This window comes from Adlercreutzia muris, assembly GCF_008831045.1.
Classification (GTDB): Bacteria; Actinomycetota; Coriobacteriia; order Coriobacteriales; family Eggerthellaceae; genus Adlercreutzia; species Adlercreutzia muris.
In genome coordinates this window covers 43,812-63,564 of the sequence record NZ_WAJS01000013.1, presented here as the reverse complement: position 1 = coordinate 63,564, position 19,753 = coordinate 43,812, and the positions used below count along the sequence as shown (strand labels likewise).

Below are 19,753 nucleotides of genomic sequence, written 5' to 3'. Positions count from 1 at the left end.
GGGAATTTCCGCCACGCAGGTGGGAAACTAGGAGCTGACACACTCGAGCAAAACCCGCGAAACGGAGCAGCGACATGCCGATTGCCGACCAAGCCAGCCTTACCATCAACCAGCCCGACGTGGCGCTCATCTTTGAGGGCGGCGGCATGCGCAACAGCTACACGGCGCCGGTGGTGGTGGAGCTGCTCGCGCGCAACATCAACTTCGGGCGCGTCTACGGCATCTCGGCCGGGTCGAGCCACACGGTGAACTACCTGGTGCGCGACGCCGTGCGCGCCCGGGCCAGCTTCGTGGAGCTGGTGCAGTACCCGCGCTTCGGCGGCTGGAAGAGCTTCCTGGCCGGCCACGGCTACTTCAACGGCCCCTACCTGTACGAGGAGCTTATCGAGACCGCGCCCGCCGACGACCCCATGCGCTTCGACTGGGACACCTTCCACGCCAACCCCGCCGACGTGCACATCGAGGCTTTGGACTGGGACACCGGCGAGACCGTGGCCTTCACGAAGGCCGACATGAGAGAGGCCCGCGACGTGGGGCTCATGGTGCGCGCGTCGTCCACCATGCCCATCTTCATGCCGCCCACGACCATCGGGAGTCGCACCTACGTGGACGGGGGCATGGGAGCGAGCTGGGGCATCCTGTTGAACGCCGCCCGCGCCGACGGCTTCGAGCGCTTCTGCATCATCCGCACCCAGCCCCGCGGCTACCGCAAGAAGCCCATGGGCTCCCTTGAGCAGCGCCTCTTCCGTGCCGCCTTCCGCAAGCACCCCGTGGTGGCCGAGCGCACCATCGCCCGGTGGCAGCCCTACAACGAGCTCTGCGACGAGATAGAGCACCTGGAGAAGACGGGCGCCGCCTGGGTCTTCTACCCCGATGCCATGGAGGTCGCCAACAAGACCACCGACTACGACGCCCTCGTGCGCTCCTACGAAGCCGGTCAGGCCCAGGCCCGCCGCGACATAGAGTCCCTGGAAGCGTGGCTCGGCTAGCTCCAACTCCCCAAGGCCCCGGTCCCCCACGCTTCCGTTTCCCTCCAGATTCCCAAATCCTCCAAGGCCCAGACTTTCCCAAGGCCCTCTCGTGCTATTTCTCGCGCACCGCCTCTCGCGCTGCTTCACCTACCCCCAAATGGAGAAGAAAATCACGGTTTTCGTAGTCCGACAGCGTAATTTCGCATTCTACATCCACGTTTTCCCAGGTGGGCTAACGTCGTTTCTAACGGTAAGGCATTTTCGATTACGAAAACCGCAATTTTCTTCTCAGAACAGCGAAAATCGCAGCAACGCAGTGCATCCGAAACAGCTTCTCTCGCCAAAAAAAGAACCCCGCTCGTAAGCGGGGTTCCGTATAGCCGTAAAGGCGGTTGAAGTATTCGCGAAAGCGAATTTACTTCAGGGTCACAGCGGCGCCGGCCTCTTCCAGCTTGCCCTTGATCTCCTCGGCCTTGTCCTTGGCAACGCCCTCGGCCACCGGCTTCGGAGCGCCCTCGACGACCTCCTTGGCCTCCTTCAGGCCCAGGCCGGTGATCTCGCGGACAACCTTGATGACGGCGATCTTGTTGTCGCCGAAGCCCTCGAGCACGACGTCGAAGTCGGACTTCTCCTCGGCGGCAGCGCCACCCTCAGCCGGAGCGGCAGCGGCCACGGCCACCGGAGCGGCGGCGGACACGCCGAAGGTCTCCTCGATGTCCTTCACGAGCTCGGAAGCCTCGAGCAGGGACATCTCCTTCAGAGCCTCAATGATCTCTTCACGAGTAACAGCCATGTTAGTTTCCTTTCAAAGGGGGCCGGCGCCTCTTCGTGCCGGCCAAGTTTTCTTCGTTGCTACGCGGCCCATCTCAGGCCGCCCGAGCTGTTAGGCAGCTTCCTTCTGCTCGGCCACGGCCTTGACGACCTGGGCCAGGCCACGGGGCACACCGTTGATGGTGGTGGCCAGACCACGAGCGACGCCAGAGATGGCACCGGCGATCTGAGCCATGAGCTGCTCGCGAGAGGGCAGAGAAGCGATAGCCTCCACCTCCGCGGCCGACACGGCAGCGCCTTCCATCAGGCCGCCCTTGATCTCAAGGTTCTGATTGGCCTTGGCGAAGGTCTTCAGGGCCTTCGCGGACGCGGCCACGTCGTTGCCGGAGAACACGAACGCGCTGGGGCCGGCGAGCATATCGTCGAGGGTCGGCAGCTCGGCCTCGGACAGCGCCAGGTGAACCAGCGTGTTCTTGTAGACCTTCAGCACCGAGCCAGTCTCGCGAATGTCGCGACGCAGCTGCTGCATCTCCTTCACCGTGAGGCCGCGGTAGTCCACGACCCACATGGCGGAAACGCCGTCGAGATCCTCCTTGATGCTGGCGAGCATCTCCTTGTTCTGAGCGTTGGGCATGTTGTACGTACACCTCCTTCTCAAAGCTTTCCGGGTTCCGCACCTGGTGGGTGGGCCGCAAGCCTGAGAAGCAAAAGCGGCCCCCGCCCATAAGACGGAGGCCGCACGAATTCACGGATGCGAATGTCGACCACCTCGGCGGGCCGCTTGCGCGATTAAACCGAGCTCCCACGCTTGCCAGTGCCGTTTCTTCCGAAACGTTCTCACCGGGGCGGACAGGCTCAGTACCTGCTGTCTTAAGTAGCGGAACATATCTGTTCTCTTGCCGCCCACTTTGGGCAGCCTGTTCAGTATAGGGCGCTTATCCCCAGCGTCAAGGGTATTTTCCCCACTTTTCAGAAAATATGCCCTGGACGGCCCAGCGTGCCCCTACTTCCCCACGCCCAAAAGGCCGAAAAGCTCTTTGCGGGAGTTGATGCCCATCTTCTCGTAGATGTGGCGCGTGTGAGCCTTGAAGGTACCCTCGGCGATGAACAGCTCCTGCTGGATGACGCGGCCGGTCTTCCCATCGGCCAGAAGCGCGAGCACTTCCTCCTCGCGGGGGCTCAGCCGGTAGGTGCGCGCAAGCTCCTCCACACGCTCGCCCACCCGCTCCTCTTCCTCGGTGCGCTGCACGAGACCGCCCTCCTCCAGGATGGACACGCCCCACTTGCTCGCCAGCTCCTTCTCGGAGAACAGCAGCACCGTGGCGCCCAAGATGAGCACGCTCACCACCACAGTCGTAACCAGATCCTGCGTGGGCACGGGAAGACCCGCTAAGGCCAGAAGCCCCGGCACCTCGCCGCCGGCCACCTGGAGCAGCTGCTCGGCGTTCTTGATGGCCATAAACGCCACGATGGCCACGCCGAGCCGCTTGGCAATGTCGTAGAGCAGAAACATCACGAGAAACGACATGAGCGAGTAACTGATGGCGATAAGGTAGCTGGACACCGCCGAGCCGAACAGGCTCTCGGCGGGAATGAGCAGGAAACCGCACACCATGAGCACGAGCGGCGAGCGGTACAGAAGCCCGATGTTGAAGCGGCGCGAGGCGAAGTAGGCCGTCGCGAACAGCACCGCCATGATGATGGCCGTGGAAAGGGACGAGTGCCGCCCGGCGCCCGCCACCAGCTGGTCGGCACGCATGCCGTAGGCAAAGGCGTACAGGCCGTAGAGCACGAACAGCTTCCACGGGTAGGAGAACTTCGGCACGCCGCGTTTGGGGCGCTCAGCCTCGGGCACATGGGCGTAGGCATCGCGCAGGTACAGCACCGCGAGCACCGGCAGCAGCACAAGCGCGCACTGGGCCTGCCACAGGCCCATACCCTGGCAGAAGAAAGTGACGACGGTACCGAGCAGCATGGCGCCCGCCAGAAAAAGGAAGATGCGCAGCAGGCTGAAGGTGGCCAGCACCTCAGCCGTCAGAAGCAGGAAGAGCCCGTAACCCACACCGGCCGCAAGCGAGCCGGCCACCGCGAGCCCAAAGGACGCATCGGGCACCCAGACTGCTAGCGTACACAGCAGCGACGCGACGATCATGCCTGCAGCGGCCACGACTTTCACCAGGCGGTTCTCGTTGAGGGGGATGAAGCGGCGAAACAGCAGCACCATGAGGATGCTCACGGCGATGTAGGCCGCATCGAAGGTGAGGTGCGGGTCGAACGACCACGGTACCGCGTCCAGCATTCCGGCACCGGCGCCCGCCCCGGTGAAGGTGAGCGTGGCCCAGGCCCGGGCGCACCCGTAGGCCACGACATAGCGACGGCCGCCCCGCAGAAGCGCGCGGCGGTCTTCCTTCGATTCCGCTTTCTCAGTCATGGGCGTCCCTCCTTATGCAAGGTGATTATACACGGCAAAGCCGGCGACCCGAAGATCGCCGGCTTTGAGGGAGAGTTCCGCCGCACCGTGGGGAGGGAACAGGAGCGGCAGAACGGGGGATGACTTACAGACCCGCGACGTAGCGACCGGTCACAAAGCCCGTGGTGATGGCGCGGCCCACCGACAGGCCCTCGATATCCATGGGGTAGTTGCTGTTGCCGAAGAAGGGGCCAGAGGCGTTGCCGACGGCGAACAGGCCCTCGATCGGCTTCATGTCAACGTCGAGGCACTGGAAGTTGCCGTCGCACCACAGACCGTCCACCAGAGCGTCGATGTTGTTGGCGCCGCGCGGCACGGCGTAGCAGGGGGCCTCGATGGGCACCATGTACTCGTCGCGCTTGCCGAAGTCGGCGTCGCCCTCGCCAGCAGCCACCAGCTCGTTGTAGTGGTTGATGGACTCCACGATGGCCTCCACGGTGTAGTCGTGGGCCCAGCCCTCCTCGTCGGCGAACGCGATCATGTTGGCCGCCAGCTCTTCCAGGGTCTCGCCCTTGATCCAGGCCTCGGGATCGACGTTGCGGTAGGCGTTGTGGATGGAGATGTCGGAGAACGACTCCCAGGCGTCGTAGTGCTCCTGCCAGTTGGTCGGCACGATGGAGAAGAACTTCACAGCGGTGGACTCGGCGAAGTCGACCTCGGCCAGGTACTTGTTGGTGAACTCGTTCAGGTAGCCCATGCGGCAGCAGCCCTCGTCCATGAAGCGCTTGCCGTGGCGGTCGAGGAACAAGTACGGCATCTCGAAGCGCACCTTCGGGCCCTCGCCGTGCACCATCTTGGTGTGGGAGGCGGGACACATCTGAGCACCCACCCACATGGCGGCCTTCAGGCCCGTGCCGTTGCGGAAGTCCACGGCCTGGTGCAGGCCCTTGGCGTCGGGAGTGTAGAACTCGAGCATCTCGGAGTCGCCCACGTAGTCGCCCGCGGCCATGATGACGCCCTTGGAGGCGCGCAGCAGCACGTGGCCGCCGTCCTTGGTCTCGCCGATGGCGCCGGCCACCCGGCCGTCCTCCATGTAGAGCTGCACGCAGGGGGTCTCGAAGAAGATCTCGGCACCTTCCTCCTGCACCTGCTCGCCGATCACGAGCGCGCCCTTCTGATGGCCCTCGTCATGGAAGTAGGTGTTGGCGTGGAAGTACACGTCGTGGCCGTTGCAGTTCACCACATAATCATAGGGCTGCGACTCGCTGCCGCCCTTGGCCGCCGCCTCGGCCCACCAGGCCAGGGCCTCCTGGGAGTTGCGAGCCCAGGCCTCTACCTGGCCCAGGTTGGCGCGGTAGTCGCTCTTGTAGTTGATGAAGGAGAGAGCCGCTTTGATGCCGGTCTCGCTCGTCTTGGTCAGATCGATGGAGGCGCCCATGTTGCCGGCGGTCTGCACGATGGACAGGCTCTGCAGCACGCCCACAGTGGCGCCGACCTCAAGGGCGGCGTGAATGGCGGCCAGGCCCGACTCGCCCGCGCCGACCACGACGACGTCGTAGGTGTGCTCCTCGGCGAAATCGGTGATCTCGGCCGGCTTGTTCAGGAAGCTCGGCCCCATATAGGTGGAACCGTCCCCGGCCGCACCTGCGGCGTCGCCCGTGCCGGCGAGCTTGGGCTGCCCGCAACCGGCGAGCGCTCCGGCAGCGGCCACACCCATGGCGGCTACGCCACCGAACTTGAACAGGTCGCGACGAGACATAGTGGACTTGGTCATGATGAACTCCCTTTCCCTCTCTCTGGGTTCCGCCCCCGGCCTTCCCGGATCGCGGCGCAGCGGCTGCTGCCTCAGGTTCGGAGGGGCTCCCTCGCCCCATCCGCCGCAGCTCCCTCGCTGCACCACGCACTATGAACGCCGCGTCGAAATCGCACATCGACCAAGCGGGAAAAAGAAGTTTAAAGCTGTAACCCCCTCTATAAACCTTGGCATTGATCTGGGGAAACAAAAAACGGACGGGATTGGTCCCGTCCGTTTTAAACCTTAGCCTGAAAGCTGCTGGAACTATGCCGCCTGCTTCGTGTCGTCGCCGGCAGCTACCTCCTCGGGGGTTTGGGCCGCACCGTTCTGTTCCACAACGTCGTCCTCGGGCTCGCCAGAGGCGTTCTCGTCGCCGGCAGGAGTCGGTGCAGCTGCCGAGCCATCCGCATTTGCGTCAGCCGGGGCGCCCGCGTCGCCAGCCGCGCTGCCATCCGAACCTGCGGCATCCTCCGTCGCCGGGGCCTTGCCGTCGCCGCCCAAGATCTCGTAGGCAGGGCTCACGTTACTGCCCGCCGATTCCACGTAGGTGAAGTTGATGACGTCACCCACCTTATAGCCCACAATGTCCAGCAGGCCCGGCAGCGCGAAGTCGAAGATATTGCCGTCCTCGTCCTCCAAGGTCACATAGAAATGGGTGTTGCCCTCGATGACCGCTTGGTTGAGCGAGCGAATGGTGCCCTTCACGGTCTTCACGTCGGTGGCCGTGCCGCCGTCGCTCTCGGACACCACGCCGTTGGTGGCCAGCAGGGCCTCGTAGGCCTTCTGAGTATCGGCCACCGTATCGCCCACGGCCACGTTCTGGTAGCGCTGGATGTCGATCATGGCGAACTTCTTCACCAGGCCCGCGCCGTCCTTCAGGGCCATGAAGTACGTGGGCTGGTTGCCCACATTGATGAGCAGCGGGAACGTGGAAGTGTAGCGCAAGTTCTGCACCTGGCCCTCGGCCGATTCCATGGCCGAGTCCTCGGTGGCGCCGGCCACGCTGTAGAAGTGCGACTCCTGAGTGCGCTGGTTCACCAGCACGAAGCCGATGATGGAGTTGTCGGCCGTGGCCGAGGTGACGCCGGTGTACACCCACACATCGTCGTCCTTGGCGATGTAGTTGTAGCCGAGCGTGCCGTCGGTGCCCGGCGTGGTGCGCACCACGCCCTCCTGGCCGAGGAACGAGTTCAGCCACCCGTTGTTGTAGGAGCCCCACCAGTTGTACTGCTGGATGAGCAGCTCGGCCGGGAACACGCGGTCGACCCACTCGGGGCACTCCTCCACCGACAGGTCCTGAGTCTCGCCCGTCGTGGCGTCGCACAGCACCACGCGGCTGATGGTCTCGCCGCCGAAGAGCCCGATGGTGAAGTCGCGCACGGGGCAGATCCACCAGGGGTGCCCGTCTTCGTCAATCTCGAAGGACTTCTCGCCGAACATGTAGAAGGGGTACTTCAGCTGCACATGGCGGTCGATGTTGCGGGCCAAAGGCTCGCTCTGGGAGTAGTAGATGGGATTGTCGCCCAAGCGCACGATCTCCGCGTCCTGGGTGGTCATGTTCACCAGAGCGTAGGCCGGAATACCGCCGTCACGGTTGGTGAACCACTTGAACAGGTCGGCGTAACCCAAGGGGCTCACGCGCACCGGCGTGCCCTGGTAGTTGATCTGGGAGTACAGGTTCGACACCTCGAACTGGCTCACGTACTCGGGGATGGAGCCCATCTCGCGGTTACCCAGCAGAATGGCCGAGTCGCGGTCGATGACGGGAATCTCGCTGTAGTTCACTTCCTTGATGTCCTGGGCGAACTCCAGCGTGTCGGTCTTCAGCACGTTGGAATACTTCTCGGCATTGCCGGGGAAGATGGCCATGGACATGACCGCGCCGATAGCCACGAGCGCCACCACGGCCACGGGCACGAAGGACAGTGCGCGGAAGGTCTTGGCCTTGCCCTCGTTCTTCGTCACTTCCTTGGTGCCGGTCTTGTACTGCTTGCTGCGCACCCAGAAGATGAGGAACAGCGGCAGCAGGATGACAATGAAGACAAAGCCCCAGAAGTCGGTAGAGTGAATGTTGATGGACGGGTGGAACCACCAGTAGGCGCCCGCGATGACGAGCAGGGCCACCAAAATCAGCACCACGAGCCACTTCTTGGATGGCAGGTGGAAGTCGTTGGCCAGAAACTCGAAATCGACCGTGGGGCCGCCGCTCCCCCCGTTGCCGGAGCCGCCCCGGCCGCGTCCGCCGCCGTTGCCTGCGCCGCCGAATCCGCCGAAGCCCCCGAACGGGAAGCTCCCGAAACCGCCCACGCCGCCGCGCGAGCCCGAGGCGCCCGCGCCGTTGCCGACACCGCTGCCGCCGGGCGTCTGCGGGCCAGCACCGGAGCCGGCGTTCGCGTTCGCACCCGATCCCGATTCCACGCCGTCGGTGTTCATACCCGACTGACGAAGCGCCTCGAGCAGCGCATCCAAACCAGATTGTGCCACTAATCTCATCCTCTCCTGATGGGCTCCCGCCGAATGCGGCTCCTCGCCGCACCGCGGGCAAACCCGTCGCACGCGGGGTCTTTCCCTGCCCCGCCCAAAGGTTTCGTGACACTATACCCGAACGGCCCCCGCCGAGGCGGAGGCCGTCAAATACCCGAAAGAAAACCGCAAGGTTGAAAGCACCCAAGAAGCGCAGGACGCCCTACTCCCTGCCTCCGCTCGAGGAGCGCCCGGGGAACTCGCGATCATAGCGGCCGTTGCAGCGACGGTGCACGAGCACCGCCCAGAACGAGACAACTCCCAATGCGGCCACGGCCCACAGCAGATCGAACGCGCACATGCCGAGAGTGGGCAAGGCGATGGCGGCTAGCGCGAGCAGGAAGAAGAGCATCTTATCGGACAGCTTCACGGTAACGCTCCTTGCAATCGAGGGACTCCTGGCGCAGGCGCATCATGCCGTACGCCGAGGCCAGCACCATGATCAACGCGAACAGGACATGCAGCGGGCAGGACCCGAAGATGCCACCTGTCTGGGGCAGTGCGCGCAACGCTGAGGCGAAGCGGCCCCTCCCCTCACCCGCAGCCGCCCCGGCCCCCGCGGAGCCGTCGCCGCCAGACGATCCTCCGGTTCCGCCGAGGCCATCGGAGGCATTGCCGCTTCCCAGCCATCCGTCGATAACGCCTTCGCGCACATGATAGGACAGCCGAATCGTGGTGGAATTGCCAGCCGAGTCGACAATGCGCTGCTCGATAACCCAATCACCGGGCTTCGTGCGGTCAACCGCATCCACCTCCTGACCGTCAGCGTTGAAGATGCGGATCGGCCCGTAGGTCAGTGCGCCGTCGGACAAGGTCGAGGAAACGTCGTAACGCTCCGAGAAGAGCGTCGTGAAATCAACAGCCGACGGGAACGCCTTTGCGGTACCGACGGTGAGGTCGTCCTCGATGACGGCGTGGGAGAGCTTCCCCGCCGGATCCTCTTCCACCTTGGTGGGGGGCAGCGGCTTGGACGTGTCGCCGGGCTTTCCCGGGTCAGGCTTGATGATCACCGTCGGAGGACCGGGCGTTTCGGAATCGGGCGGATTCGTGGGGTTTTGGCCGCCCGGGCCTGTCGGATCCTGGTCGCCCGGCCCTTCAGGGCCATCTGGTCCCGGAGTTGTCGGCTCATCTGCCTCGCGCACCTCCACCACGGAGCTCACATTGCCGGCTGCGTCCTCAGCCACATAGAACCCGGGGGCAGGAGAGGCAACTGTCTGCACTGTCGCGCCGACGCCGTCCGTTAGGTTAAAATCCCAGGCAGCTTGCCCTTCGGCACGGGACATGGCAACCCGATCGCCTCCAACGGAACCCGCCGAAAGGCTACATGCGGACGCACCGACAACCGGCGACTTCGTCACGTCGTCGGTATCGAGCGCTCGCCCGTCGGCCTTCACGCGGTACACCTTCCACACGCCTGCCACCGCCTTACCCGAACTCGGCGGGACGCTGTCGTCGGCCGTCAACGTTCCCGCACTGGCATCCCAGCGAAGTGCGGGGACATGGGTGTCTATCCTGATGGCCTCCGTCCCCTTCTTCGACAGCGCGCCCGCAGTGCTGCGCGCTTGAAGCGACACGGTCACGCCGTCGGTGTCGGCCGTCTGCCGCCATGCCTCGCGATCGGCCAAAGTCCCAAGAGCCCCTCCATCCGAAGCGGTCACGAGAAGCTCGTCGAAATCGCCGGCATAGAACGTGACCGCCACCGGCGACCGGTTCCACCCGTTCTCGTTGGCGATGGGCAGACGCGTATAGTGAAAGGCCGTGCCAGCCCCCGAATCCGGGTCGTCGGGATCCATCGAGGGAGGCGCCGGCTTTAGTTCCTGATCGGCGATAAGCTCTGCCGTGGCGAACTGGCTACCTTGGAAGGTATCTTCGATCAGCTCGTGGCTTACCTTCACGGCGTGACCATCGGCCTGGTTAATGCGGGCAAAGTAGGTCACCGACACGGGATCGTTCCCCGAAAGCGTGATGGGCACACCGACCTTACCGGAAAGCGTCTCCGGCCCTGGCTCCTCAACCGACGAGGTAACTGTACCGTTCTTGTCCACCACCTCCATGGGAAAACCGGCCTCCGCAAAGGGCGCGATACCCTGGGTAGGATTGTCGGTGGTATGAGCCAGCTTCAGGTGCATGGAATACTGCTCGTCGAAACCGTCCGCAGAGGCCGCCGCACTTTTATTGCGCACGGTGCAGCGCACCTGCACCACCTCGCCTGCCCCCAGCACATCGTGCTTTTCCACCGGAATGTCGTACTTCTTCGTTGCATCGTTGTAGCGATACAGAGAGATTCCGCTGATCTCAGGGTCCAACTTCGGCAATGCCATGGAATCGAATGTGAGCCCGACGGTGCGCGTCTGAGTAGCAGGGTATTTTTCCGGATTACTGGGATCCAGGGTCTCCACCAGATCGTTGCGCCACCCGATGCCGCCCGAAAGACCCAGCCAGCACTCTGAAGCTCCTCCCAGGTAGTCTCTTCGCACGTTCGCAACGCGCATGGTCTGCTCGCCGTCCAGCTCCACCGTGAAGGTATCGGCAGCCGCATCGTAGGCATAGACTAACGAGGGCCGCGTATACTCGGGCAGCTCCTTCTCGTTGAAACGCGTCTGATTAACCCCGTCAATAATACGGGTCGCGTAGGTGATCGTCCGCGGCGACGCCATGGAGGTGGTCCACTCTTGCCCATAGGTGCAAATCCCAAGACCTCCAGCTTTCGTCGCCTCGGGCCTATCAAGAAAGCAGACGCTGAAGTACGTGAAGAACGCATACTTCTCCTTCTCGGCTTCCACAATGGGGCTCGCTGCGGCATGAGTGCGCACCATCCAGCTCGCCGTCAGGGAAACAGGCCCCCTCGAGAGAAACGCGCTGTCGCTCACAATATAGTAGGGATAGAGGTCTCCCGGCACGAAATCGTAGTGCTCGGGCTGGAGGGTCGACCCTGCCCGCAACGTCGAACCCTCTATGAGAGCCGGCTCGCCATTGAGATTCGTAGCCTCTAACAGGGTGTTGTAATCCGTTGTGCCCACGAAGCCCTCGTCGGCACGTGCTCCGGTCGACTGAGCTTCTCCTGGCTCTCCCGCTTGCGCAAGTTCAATGCCAGGCGCCTCTCCCCACAACGGCATCAGACCCACGGCGAGCAATACTGTCAGAGCAGTGCGCAGCGCCATCCCGCGCAAGGAAGTGGCGCTCGTCTGAGTGCGGCGCACATGGGACTCAGCGGCCCGTCGGGGACGCAGCAGCCTAAACGCGGCCCGTCCTTCCCTTCTTTCCATAACATTCTCCTCGTAGATTGACGCAACGGCCGATCTCTAACAGGCCGTTGCGGGGGCCTGCCGACAATTCATCAATAACAAACAGCCGCCTATCAGGGGAAGCGGGTCACCTTTCTCGTTGTTATCTTGCCAGATTCACATTTCCTTCACAAGCTTGCAAACTCCAGGATCTTCGCCGATCTGCTACACTACGCAGCCGCGAGGGTTATCCGCAGACAGAACTCTCGCAAGTCCCTTCCCTTCATTCGAGAGGTCGCATATTGGCACGAGAGCACCGGGCATACGAGGAGTTGGCCGCGCTCGTCGTGCAGGCGCAAGGCGGCGATCGGAGGGCCTTCGAGGAGCTCTATCTACGCACAGCCCAAGCTCAGTACTTCACCATCGTCGGCAAAGTCGGCGACGCGGCTGCGCCCGATGTGCTCCAGGAAGTGTTCCTCATCGCCTGGGAGCATAAAGGCGACATCCGGCCCCGGGCTTTCGTTGGCTACCTGAACACAGTGACACGCAACGCGTGCCTGCGCTACCTCGAACGCGGCCGTCACCCGCGAGAAGCATCTTCGACGCACGATGAATTGCAAGGCCTGGAAGCACAAGGCCCTGCCGGCCTTGCCGCCGCAAGCGAAGCCGATCCCGCCGATATTGCGAGCGGGCGCGACGAGGGCGCTCGCCTGGCCGCGGCCTTGCGGAGCGAGTTGGACGATCGCGAACGCGAGGCTATCCTCATGCGGTTCTACCAGGACATGGGCCTTGCCGCTATCGCCGAGAATCTGGGCGTGTCCGAGAGCACGGTAAAGCGCACCATCAAACGGGCCCTCGGCAAGTTGCGGGACAAGCTGGGAGTCCTCCCGTTCGGGTCGGCGCTGCCCCTCCTCTTGCAGCAAGCGGTGGAGGACCCTCTAGCCGAGGGCGCTCGCCCGCGAGCGATCCATCGGCCAACGCGACCCATCGACTGGGGCGTGCGCATCGTCTCGGTAGCAGCATGCGTGGCGGCTATCGGCTGCATCGGACTCGTGGCAGCGGGACACCTGATGCCGAACGCAAGCTCGATGACTCCGGAGATCATCGGCAATTCCAGCACCCCGCTTGCCGAGGCCGTCGGCGATACGACGCCTCCCGCTTTGGAGGAGCTACGCTTCGAGCACGGCGTATCGGTGGTGTCTTTGAGAGATGAATCAGGTATCGCGAGTGTAACGTTGACGGCAGAGGACGGCACTGTCTACCGCTCGACAGAGACTACCCGCGTGAATGGCGAGGATTCCATCTGGGAGCTTCGCTTCACCGTGCCGGGCGGCACCTATGCGGTAATCGCCACTGACTGCGAGGGTAACGTCGCCGCCGGCGAGGTCGTCATCGATTTCCCGCCCAGCGACCCCGGGCCTTACGCTCCGGCTGCCTAGCGCAACGGCTCCAAAGCAAAGCGAGGCGCGCCCTCGACGCGCTCCCGTCCCAAACCGTATCGGGCAGCAAAACGGGGCACGACCTTAACGTGTTGCCGTGCCAAACCGCGTAGCGCGCTCGTGCTACAGGATCGCGCGGCCCATCTCGCCGACGACCTCCCCCAGGCGCACCTTGGCCTCGGTGTGGGTGGCCATGTCGCGCAGGGTCACCTCGCCCGCGTCCAGCTCGTCGGGGCCGAGCACGGCCACGCGGGCCGCGCCCAGCTTGTCGGCCAGCTTGAACTGGCTCTTCAAGGAGCGCTTCTGGTGGTCCATCTCGGTGACGAAGCCGGCGTCGCGGCACTCCTGCACGAGCGCGAAGGCCCGGGCTCGCACGGTGTCGTCTACGCAGGCCACGAACAAGTCGCAGCGCTGGGCGCGGGGGAATTCCACACCGGCCGCCTCTAGGGCCAGCACGCAGCGCTCGAAGCCAAGGGCGAAGCCGAGGCCCGGGGTGGCTCGTCCGCCCACCTCCTCGGCCAGCTTGTCGTAGCGCCCGCCGCCGCCGATGGCGTTCTGGGCGCCCATACCGTTATCCACCTGCACCTCGAACACCGTGCGCGTGTAATAATCGAGCCCGCGCACGAGCTTGTAGTCCTCCTCGTAGACCACGCCCGCGCCGTCGAGCAGGGCCTTCACGGCCCCGTAGTGCTCGCGACAGTCATCGCAGAGGTGATCGGTGATCTTCGGCGCGTTCGCCATCACGGCCGCACACTGGGGGTTCTTGCAGTCGAAGGCCCGCAGCGGGTTCACCTCGGCGCGGGTGAGACAGGTCTCGCACAGCTCGCCGGCGTGCGCATCCATGTAGGCGCGCACCTTCTCGCGGTAGGCCGGGCGGCACTGCTCGCAACCCATGGAGTTCAGCAGCAGGCGCACGGACTCGCGCGGAATGCCCACCTTCTCGTAGAAGCGCATGAGCATGATGATGGCCTCGGCGTCGATGGTAGGCTCCTCGGCACCCAGGCACTCCACGCCCACCTGGTTGAACTGGCGCTGGCGGCCCTTCTGCGGGCGCTCGGCGCGAAACATCGGGCCCGCGTACATGAGCTTCGCGGGCGCCGCCCCTTGGGGCACCAGATCGTGCTGAACCACGGCGCGCACCACGCCGGCCGTGCCCTCGGGGCGCAGCGACAGGCGGCTTTTCGCCTTCGGGGCCTTCCCCTCTTCCACCCAGCGGCGCAGATTCTCGCCGGAAATGGCCGTGAACATCTCCTTGGACACCACGTCGGTGGCCTCGCCGATGCCGCGGACGAACAGCTCGGTCTGCTCCATGATGGGCGTGTCGATGGGCAGATAACCATAGGTGCCGAACACCTCGGCCGCCGTCTGCTTAAACTGGTTCCAGAACAGCGCCTCATCGGGCAGAAGATCGCGCGTCCCTTCAGGTGCGTTAATGGCCATAGCGAGTCCTTCGTCGTCATCGGGCGCCATGCGCCCCTCTCAGATAAGCTCCGGGTATTGTAACGCAAGCGCTAAAAAGGCGCGCGTCGGAAACCGTCGGAGGCCCACCGGTCTCCGTCTTGCAAAACTTGCCTAAAATCGCCTAAAATTGCAAAAATCGCCTAAAATCGCAAAAGGAGGCAATGTGACCGCACCGAATCCATTCACTCCCACTTTCGGACGCGTGCCCTTGCTGATGGCAGGACGCCTCGACATCATCTCGGAAATGGAGTCCGCTTTCGAGAACGGTCCCGGCGACCCCAACCTCTCGACCATTCTCACCGGGGCGCGCGGCACGGGCAAGACGGCACTGCTCCTCTACTTGTCCCGCATTGCCGCCGAGCACGGGTGGATCTCCGTCAACGTCGCAGCGATTCCGGGCATGCTGGAAGACATCATCGAACGCACGCGCGACGCAGCAGCCAACTTTATCGACACATCTGAGAAGACCCGCCTCAAGGGACTGACGGTCGGACAGCTTCTCGGCCTGGAATGGGAACCGGGCGCCACAGCCGGCGGCAACTGGCGCACCCGTATGACACGCATGCTTCAAGCCCTGAACGACCAGGGCATCGGCCTGCTCATCACCGTCGATGAGGTGCGCCCCGACTTGGATGAGATGATCCAGCTGGCGACGGTCTACCAGCATTTCGTCGGCGAGGAGCGCGCCGTCGCTCTCGTCCTTGCGGGGCTCCCCGGAAAGGTGAGCTCGCTTCTGCGCAACGAGTCGGTTTCCTTTTTGCGACGGGCCAACCGCTATCGTTTGGGCAATATCGCCGATGAGGACATAGCCGAGGGCATCCGACTGACCGCTGAGGAAGGCGGCCGCTCCATCACTCCCGAGGCCCTGACGCAAGCTGTGGAAGCAAGCGAGGGCTTCCCCTACCTCATGCAGCTCGTAGGGTTTCAGAGCTGGGCGCAAAACCCCGGCGAGAAGACCATCTCCCTTGAGGACGTGCTCAGAGGTGCCGAGGCGGCCCATCGCAATTTCACTGAACGCGTTCTGGAGGCCACCTACTACGACCTGTCCCCCAAAGATCTGCTTTTCCTTCAGGCCATGCTCCTCGATGAGGACGAAAGCCGCATCGCCGTTATCGCCGAGCGCCTCGGCGAAGGAAGCAACTACGCCAGCACCTACAAGCGCCGCCTCATCGAGCAAGGAATCATCGGAGAGCGCGGCCCCTCCTATGTCACCTTCGAGCTACCGGGATTCCGCGCTTATCTGGAAGCCAAGCTCGGCCCCTTGCAGATATAGCCTCCGACGCAAAAGGCGCAACCGCGAACGGCTGCGCCTGGGTGGTTGATCTGCGTCAGGCAGATTCTAGTGGTGGTGCTGGCAGGCCTGGGAGGGATCCATGATGGGGGCCTCGCCGGCAGCCACGGCAGCCGCGGCATCGCCCACGACCGGGTGCACGTTGTCGAAGTACACAGTGATGCCCGCCTGGTTGAAACCCGCAAGCGGGCGTCCACCCATGCCCGCGGCCACGATGGCGTTCACGCCCTCGCCCGCCAAGAGGCCCACCGGACGCAGGCAGCCGCCCGACTCGTGGGGCGGATTCTCCACCACGCCGGTCTCGGACAGCACTTTACCGTCCTCGATGGTCACGATGGTAAAGCGATTGCAGTGGCCGAAATGCCCCGCACGCTGGGCCTCAAGCCCTGCCTCGCCCATGGTGGGTACGGCCAGTTTCATCGTCGTCATGCTCGGATCCTTTCGCTCGATTTCTCTCGGGGTACCGCCCCATTTAACCGCAACTCAGAATAATGCGCAACGGGGAACTCGCGCAAAAAAGCGGCCGTCCCGCGAACGGGACGGCCGCTTCACCCGGGCACCGGGGCGCCCGCGGAGGGGGAGGCTCCTTACAGGGCGGCCAGGGTCTCGCCGGTGTAGTAGCCGGTGGACATGCAGGCGGACACGCTTGCGAAGGACTGGAGCGCCACGGCGCCGGCGGCGTACAGACCGGGGATCTCCTCGTCATTCATGTCGAGCACCTGGTTGTTTGGGCCGCACATCACGCCGCCGGAGGTCTTGTAGCGGCACACGTTCAGCTTCAGGGCGTGGTAGGGCGGCTGCAGCGACTCGAGCCAGGCCTTCTTGCCGAAGTCGGCATCCTCGCCGCTGGCCACCAGCTCATCGTAGCGGGCGAAGGTGGCCTTCAGGTTGTCAACGGGCACGTCCATGCCCGCGGCCAGATCCTCCAGCGTGTCGGCCTTCACGTACACGTCCTCGTGGCTCTTGATGTTGCCCTCGACGGAATGGCCGATGGCACGGGCATCGAAGGCGCGCTGGTCGAAGATGGACCACCACTGGCGGTAGCCCGCGTCCACGGCGGCCTGGGCGGCGTCGTGGGACTGGGCCTCCTCGATGAAGCGCTTGCCGTTGGGCAGCACCAGCACCACGGGCGTCCAGTAGCCCCAGGTGGTGCAGTTGGGGATGTCGCCCATGAGGTTGCAGCGCTCGAAGGAGGAGTCCATGCCGAACATCTGGGCGCCGGCGGCCTCGGCCATCTTGTGGCCCTCGCCGATGCAGCCGTGCACCAGCTGGGCGTGATTGGCCCAGGCAGGCAGGTGCTCCATGACCATCTCGCCGTTGTCAGCGAAACCGCCGGTGGCGAGCACCGTAGCCGCAGCCTTGATGTCGGTCATCTTGCCGGAGGTGGCGTCCTCGAAGCGGCAGCCGATAACCGCACCCTCGGGATCCTTGATGAGGGCCGTCGCGCGCAGGCCGCAGCGGGTCTCCACGCCGAGCTCTCCCAGCTTCGCAGCGATGGGCTGCAGGATGTTGGGGCCGCCCGAGCCGATGCCGTCGGCCGGCAGGATCACGGAGCCGAACAGGCGGGGCAGCTCGGCCTCGGTGCAGGGCTCTTGGAACTTCGCGCCGAAGTCGTTGATGGCGGAGTCCACGAAGCGGGTGTTGGCGTAGGTCTTGCCCTTGACCCACTCGCCAAACCACTCGTACTGATCCCAGCCGGCGCTCAGCTTCTCGGCACTGGCCTCCCAGTACTCGTCGATGGTCATGGGGTTGCCAGCCGCCTGCTGCAGCTCGGTGCCGTTGGCGAACATGAAGCAGCAGGAGGTGGCGGAGTCGCCGCCGATCTGGGCCTGCTTCTCGGCGATGATGATCTTCTTACCCGCCAGCGCCGGGGCCATGGCGGCCGCCAGACCGGCGTAGCCCGATCCGATGATGAGAATATCGACCTCATCGGTGAAGTTCACCGGAGCGTAGCCCACCAGGGCCGCCTCGCCGGTCTCGGCAAGCGGGGCTGCAGCCTCGCCGCCCGCGGGGCTGCAGCCCGCCAGGGCCGCGCCGGCTCCGGCGACGATGCACGAGGCACCGCCGATCTTCAGAAAGTCACGACGTGAAATCGTCATACGAAATCCCTCCCTTTCTAAGGATTCGCTCGCGATCGCCGTGCCCGACCCGCCCCTCCCCTTGAGCAAGCGGGCGCCGCGCCGATGACGCGGCAGCACGAAACGATCTGTGCAGCGCGAAGTCTAGAAAAGAAGGGGAATTCCCGCTCCCCCAAAAAATGGTTATTTTTGAAACAAGTCGATGACCTGCTGCTTCTTGTTCACGCCAAGTTTAACGTACAGGCTCTTGATATAGCCTTGGGCCGTGGATGTAGATATGTGCAGTCCCTCGGCAATGCTCGCGGCGGTGTTCCCCTGGGCCAGACCCACCAGCACATCGCGCTCGCGGGGCGACAGATCGTAGCGCTCGGTGAGCTCCTCCACCCGGGCGGCGCGAAACTCCTCGAAGGTGGCCGGCGGCTGCTCGACGATCACCTCCACCACCTTCACCACCCGCTTCTCCCGCGAGCTGCGGAAGCCCCAGAGCAAGAGCACCATACCGAGCACGTACACGCAGGTGACGCAAACGATGGACAGGTGCAGAAACGTGCTCCCCTCCCGGAGGTTCCCGAAATACCATCCGAGCGCCAGGCCCACCATGAGGCACAGGCGGGTGGCAGCGGCCATGAACGCGGCAATGCCGTAGACCTCGTCCCCGGTGCGGCGGCAGGCGCGGATCACGCAAAACATGGAGAGCATAGCCGTGAAGCTGTAGGCCGAGTAGATGACCGTGCCGAGGGAGCGTCCCCAGACCTCCCCGAAATAGGGCAGCGCCAGAAAGACCGCGATCGCCCCGGGGAAGACCACCAGGTACATGAAGCGGCTGTGGGGTACCCGAGCCGTGAGGGCCACGAAGGCAATGACGAGCACGCTGCACACCAGCGACCCCTCCAGGGGCACTTGGGCGGAAATGGCGAACGAGGCGTGGGCGCAGGAGGCGTACATGTTCACCAAGCCGCAGACTAGCTCGAAGAAGGACGCTGCCAGAATGGGCGTGGAACTCTCGGCAAGGGTGCGGCGGAACCGGGCGAGGCCGGCGTGGACGGCATCCTCCTGCCCGGCGGCGGCCCAACTCTCCCCGCCATCGGCCGCCGGGACGGCACCCTCATCGTCATCGGGCAAACGAGAGAGATACGAGCGCAGGAATCCGAAGAGCGGTACGAGCACGAGGGCCGCCGCCACCTCGAACAGGGTGGACCACAGGGGCGGCAGCGATCGCAAACCGTAGGAGCCCAGGGCGAACAGGAAGGCAGCGATTGCCAGCTGCACGATGAGCACCATGGGCGAGCGCTCGGCGCGCAGCAACTCGATGGCCGCGAACCGCACCACGGTCACCGTGAGGCCCCAGAGCACGCCGAGAAGGGACGTGGCGACTCCCTCTTCCAGCAGCGGTGCCGGAGCGAAGGCAACCACCAGGTAGATGAGGGCCACGATGAGCAGCGCGCTGCGGCAGTCGAGCCCCCAGCGACGCAAGCGGCCCGTCGCGCAGAGCACGAACACGATGGCGCAGGAAGTGAAATTCCCCAGGGCCGCACCGATCATGAACGGCAGGTCGGAGACGTAGCCGAGCGGGTCGGCGAAGAAGCCGAAGTTGGTCACGTAGCTCGTGTAGGCGACGAGCCGATAGAGCGCATAGGCGATGAGAACGGCCCAGGCCGCCGGCGTGAGAGCGCCGCGCAACGCTCCGATGCCCTTTTTCGAGACCGTGGCCATCCCTCCCTTCGATCGCCGCGTTCCGCGCGGGTCACTGTACTCCATGGGCCGCTTATTGCGCAAGGGCGACTCAGAAG

Annotated in this window: 14 protein-coding genes; 3 read left to right on the top strand and 11 right to left on the bottom strand. The window is 64.3% G+C overall.

The features are described 5' to 3' along the window. Window positions 1-74 precede the first annotated feature (74 nt). A complete protein-coding gene (locus F8D48_RS05375) occupies window positions 75-989 on the top strand; it encodes a patatin-like phospholipase family protein (RefSeq protein ID WP_151430284.1) in 915 nt (304 codons plus the stop codon). A gap of 397 nt (window positions 990-1,386) precedes the next feature. Here the strand turns inward: F8D48_RS05375 and rplL are convergent, their stop codons facing one another. The 7 genes from rplL to F8D48_RS05340 form a co-directional block, all read right to left on the bottom strand. Then, entirely contained in the window at window positions 1,387-1,764 is a 378-nt protein-coding gene (gene rplL, locus F8D48_RS05370) for a 50S ribosomal protein L7/L12 (protein ID WP_135970084.1), read from the bottom strand. Between the two features lie 90 nt (window positions 1,765-1,854). After that, window positions 1,855-2,376 carry a 50S ribosomal protein L10 gene (rplJ, locus tag F8D48_RS05365; RefSeq protein WP_028027043.1) on the bottom strand — a complete coding sequence of 174 codons (522 nt, stop codon included), beginning with the start codon at window positions 2,374-2,376 and terminating at the stop codon, window positions 1,855-1,857. 369 nt (window positions 2,377-2,745) lie between these two features. Then, on the bottom strand, window positions 2,746-4,173 hold the full coding sequence (locus F8D48_RS05360; protein ID WP_136432754.1) for a helix-turn-helix domain-containing protein: 1,428 nt from the start codon (window positions 4,171-4,173) through the stop codon (window positions 2,746-2,748). A gap of 124 nt (window positions 4,174-4,297) precedes the next feature. After that, entirely contained in the window at window positions 4,298-5,926 is a 1,629-nt protein-coding gene (locus F8D48_RS05355; RefSeq protein ID WP_136432756.1) for an FAD-binding protein, read from the bottom strand. A gap of 285 nt (window positions 5,927-6,211) precedes the next feature. Next, window positions 6,212-8,440, bottom strand: coding sequence for a Tat pathway signal sequence (locus F8D48_RS05350; RefSeq protein ID WP_420868750.1), 2,229 nt, complete (start codon window positions 8,438-8,440; stop codon window positions 6,212-6,214). A gap of 193 nt (window positions 8,441-8,633) precedes the next feature. Next, on the bottom strand, window positions 8,634-8,840 hold the full coding sequence (locus F8D48_RS05345) for a hypothetical protein (RefSeq protein WP_135970087.1): 207 nt from the start codon (window positions 8,838-8,840) through the stop codon (window positions 8,634-8,636). Further along, window positions 8,824-11,490, bottom strand: coding sequence for a hypothetical protein (locus F8D48_RS05340; protein WP_151430282.1), 2,667 nt, complete (start codon window positions 11,488-11,490; stop codon window positions 8,824-8,826). Before F8D48_RS05340 ends, F8D48_RS05345 begins: the two co-directional genes overlap by 17 nt. A gap of 506 nt (window positions 11,491-11,996) precedes the next feature. Here F8D48_RS05340 and F8D48_RS05335 point away from each other — a divergent pair. Then, window positions 11,997-13,133, top strand: a complete 1,137-nt coding sequence (locus F8D48_RS05335) for an RNA polymerase sigma factor (RefSeq protein ID WP_170272739.1) — start codon at window positions 11,997-11,999, stop codon at window positions 13,131-13,133. A 123-nt stretch (window positions 13,134-13,256) separates the two neighbouring features. Here F8D48_RS05335 and hisS read toward each other — a convergent pair whose 3' ends face one another. Continuing rightward, entirely contained in the window at window positions 13,257-14,573 is a 1,317-nt protein-coding gene (hisS, locus tag F8D48_RS05330) for a histidine--tRNA ligase (protein ID WP_151430278.1), read from the bottom strand. A gap of 184 nt (window positions 14,574-14,757) precedes the next feature. On the opposite strand from hisS, the gene F8D48_RS05325 reads away from it, so the two are divergent. Further along, window positions 14,758-15,867 carry an ATP-binding protein gene (locus F8D48_RS05325; protein ID WP_240806243.1) on the top strand — a complete coding sequence of 370 codons (1,110 nt, stop codon included), beginning with the start codon at window positions 14,758-14,760 and terminating at the stop codon, window positions 15,865-15,867. A 66-nt stretch (window positions 15,868-15,933) separates the two neighbouring features. Here the strand turns inward: F8D48_RS05325 and F8D48_RS05320 are convergent, their stop codons facing one another. The 3 genes from F8D48_RS05320 to F8D48_RS05310 form a co-directional block, all read right to left on the bottom strand. Next, window positions 15,934-16,314: a NifB/NifX family molybdenum-iron cluster-binding protein gene (locus F8D48_RS05320; RefSeq protein ID WP_205717331.1), complete on the bottom strand. Its 381-nt coding sequence runs from the start codon at window positions 16,312-16,314 to the stop codon at window positions 15,934-15,936. A 158-nt stretch (window positions 16,315-16,472) separates the two neighbouring features. After that, entirely contained in the window at window positions 16,473-17,984 is a 1,512-nt protein-coding gene (locus F8D48_RS05315; protein WP_151430276.1) for an FAD-dependent oxidoreductase, read from the bottom strand. A 162-nt stretch (window positions 17,985-18,146) separates the two neighbouring features. Further along, window positions 18,147-19,676 (bottom strand): response regulator transcription factor, encoded by a 1,530-nt coding sequence (locus F8D48_RS05310; protein ID WP_170272738.1) that lies wholly within the window; start codon window positions 19,674-19,676, stop codon window positions 18,147-18,149. Window positions 19,677-19,753: the final 77 nt, after the last annotated feature.

Excerpts from the sequence above, each read along its gene's own strand:
- F8D48_RS05375 (WP_151430284.1), top strand. The coding sequence starts at position 75 with ATGCCGATTGCCGACCAAGCCAGCCTTACCATCAACCAGCCCGACGTG.
- rplL (WP_135970084.1), bottom strand. The coding sequence starts at position 1,764 with ATGGCTGTTACTCGTGAAGAGATCATTGAGGCTCTGAAGGAGATGTCC.
- rplJ (WP_028027043.1), bottom strand. The coding sequence starts at position 2,376 with ATGCCCAACGCTCAGAACAAGGAGATGCTCGCCAGCATCAAGGAGGAT.
- F8D48_RS05360 (WP_136432754.1), bottom strand. The coding sequence starts at position 4,173 with ATGACTGAGAAAGCGGAATCGAAGGAAGACCGCCGCGCGCTTCTGCGG.
- F8D48_RS05355 (WP_136432756.1), bottom strand. The coding sequence starts at position 5,926 with ATGACCAAGTCCACTATGTCTCGTCGCGACCTGTTCAAGTTCGGTGGC.
- F8D48_RS05350 (WP_420868750.1), bottom strand. The coding sequence starts at position 8,440 with ATGAGATTAGTGGCACAATCTGGTTTGGATGCGCTGCTCGAGGCGCTT.
- hisS (WP_151430278.1), bottom strand. The coding sequence starts at position 14,573 with ATGGCCATTAACGCACCTGAAGGGACGCGCGATCTTCTGCCCGATGAG.
- F8D48_RS05320 (WP_205717331.1), bottom strand. The coding sequence starts at position 16,314 with ATGACGACGATGAAACTGGCCGTACCCACCATGGGCGAGGCAGGGCTT.
- F8D48_RS05315 (WP_151430276.1), bottom strand. The coding sequence starts at position 17,984 with ATGACGATTTCACGTCGTGACTTTCTGAAGATCGGCGGTGCCTCGTGC.
- F8D48_RS05310 (WP_170272738.1), bottom strand. The coding sequence starts at position 19,676 with ATGGCCACGGTCTCGAAAAAGGGCATCGGAGCGTTGCGCGGCGCTCTC.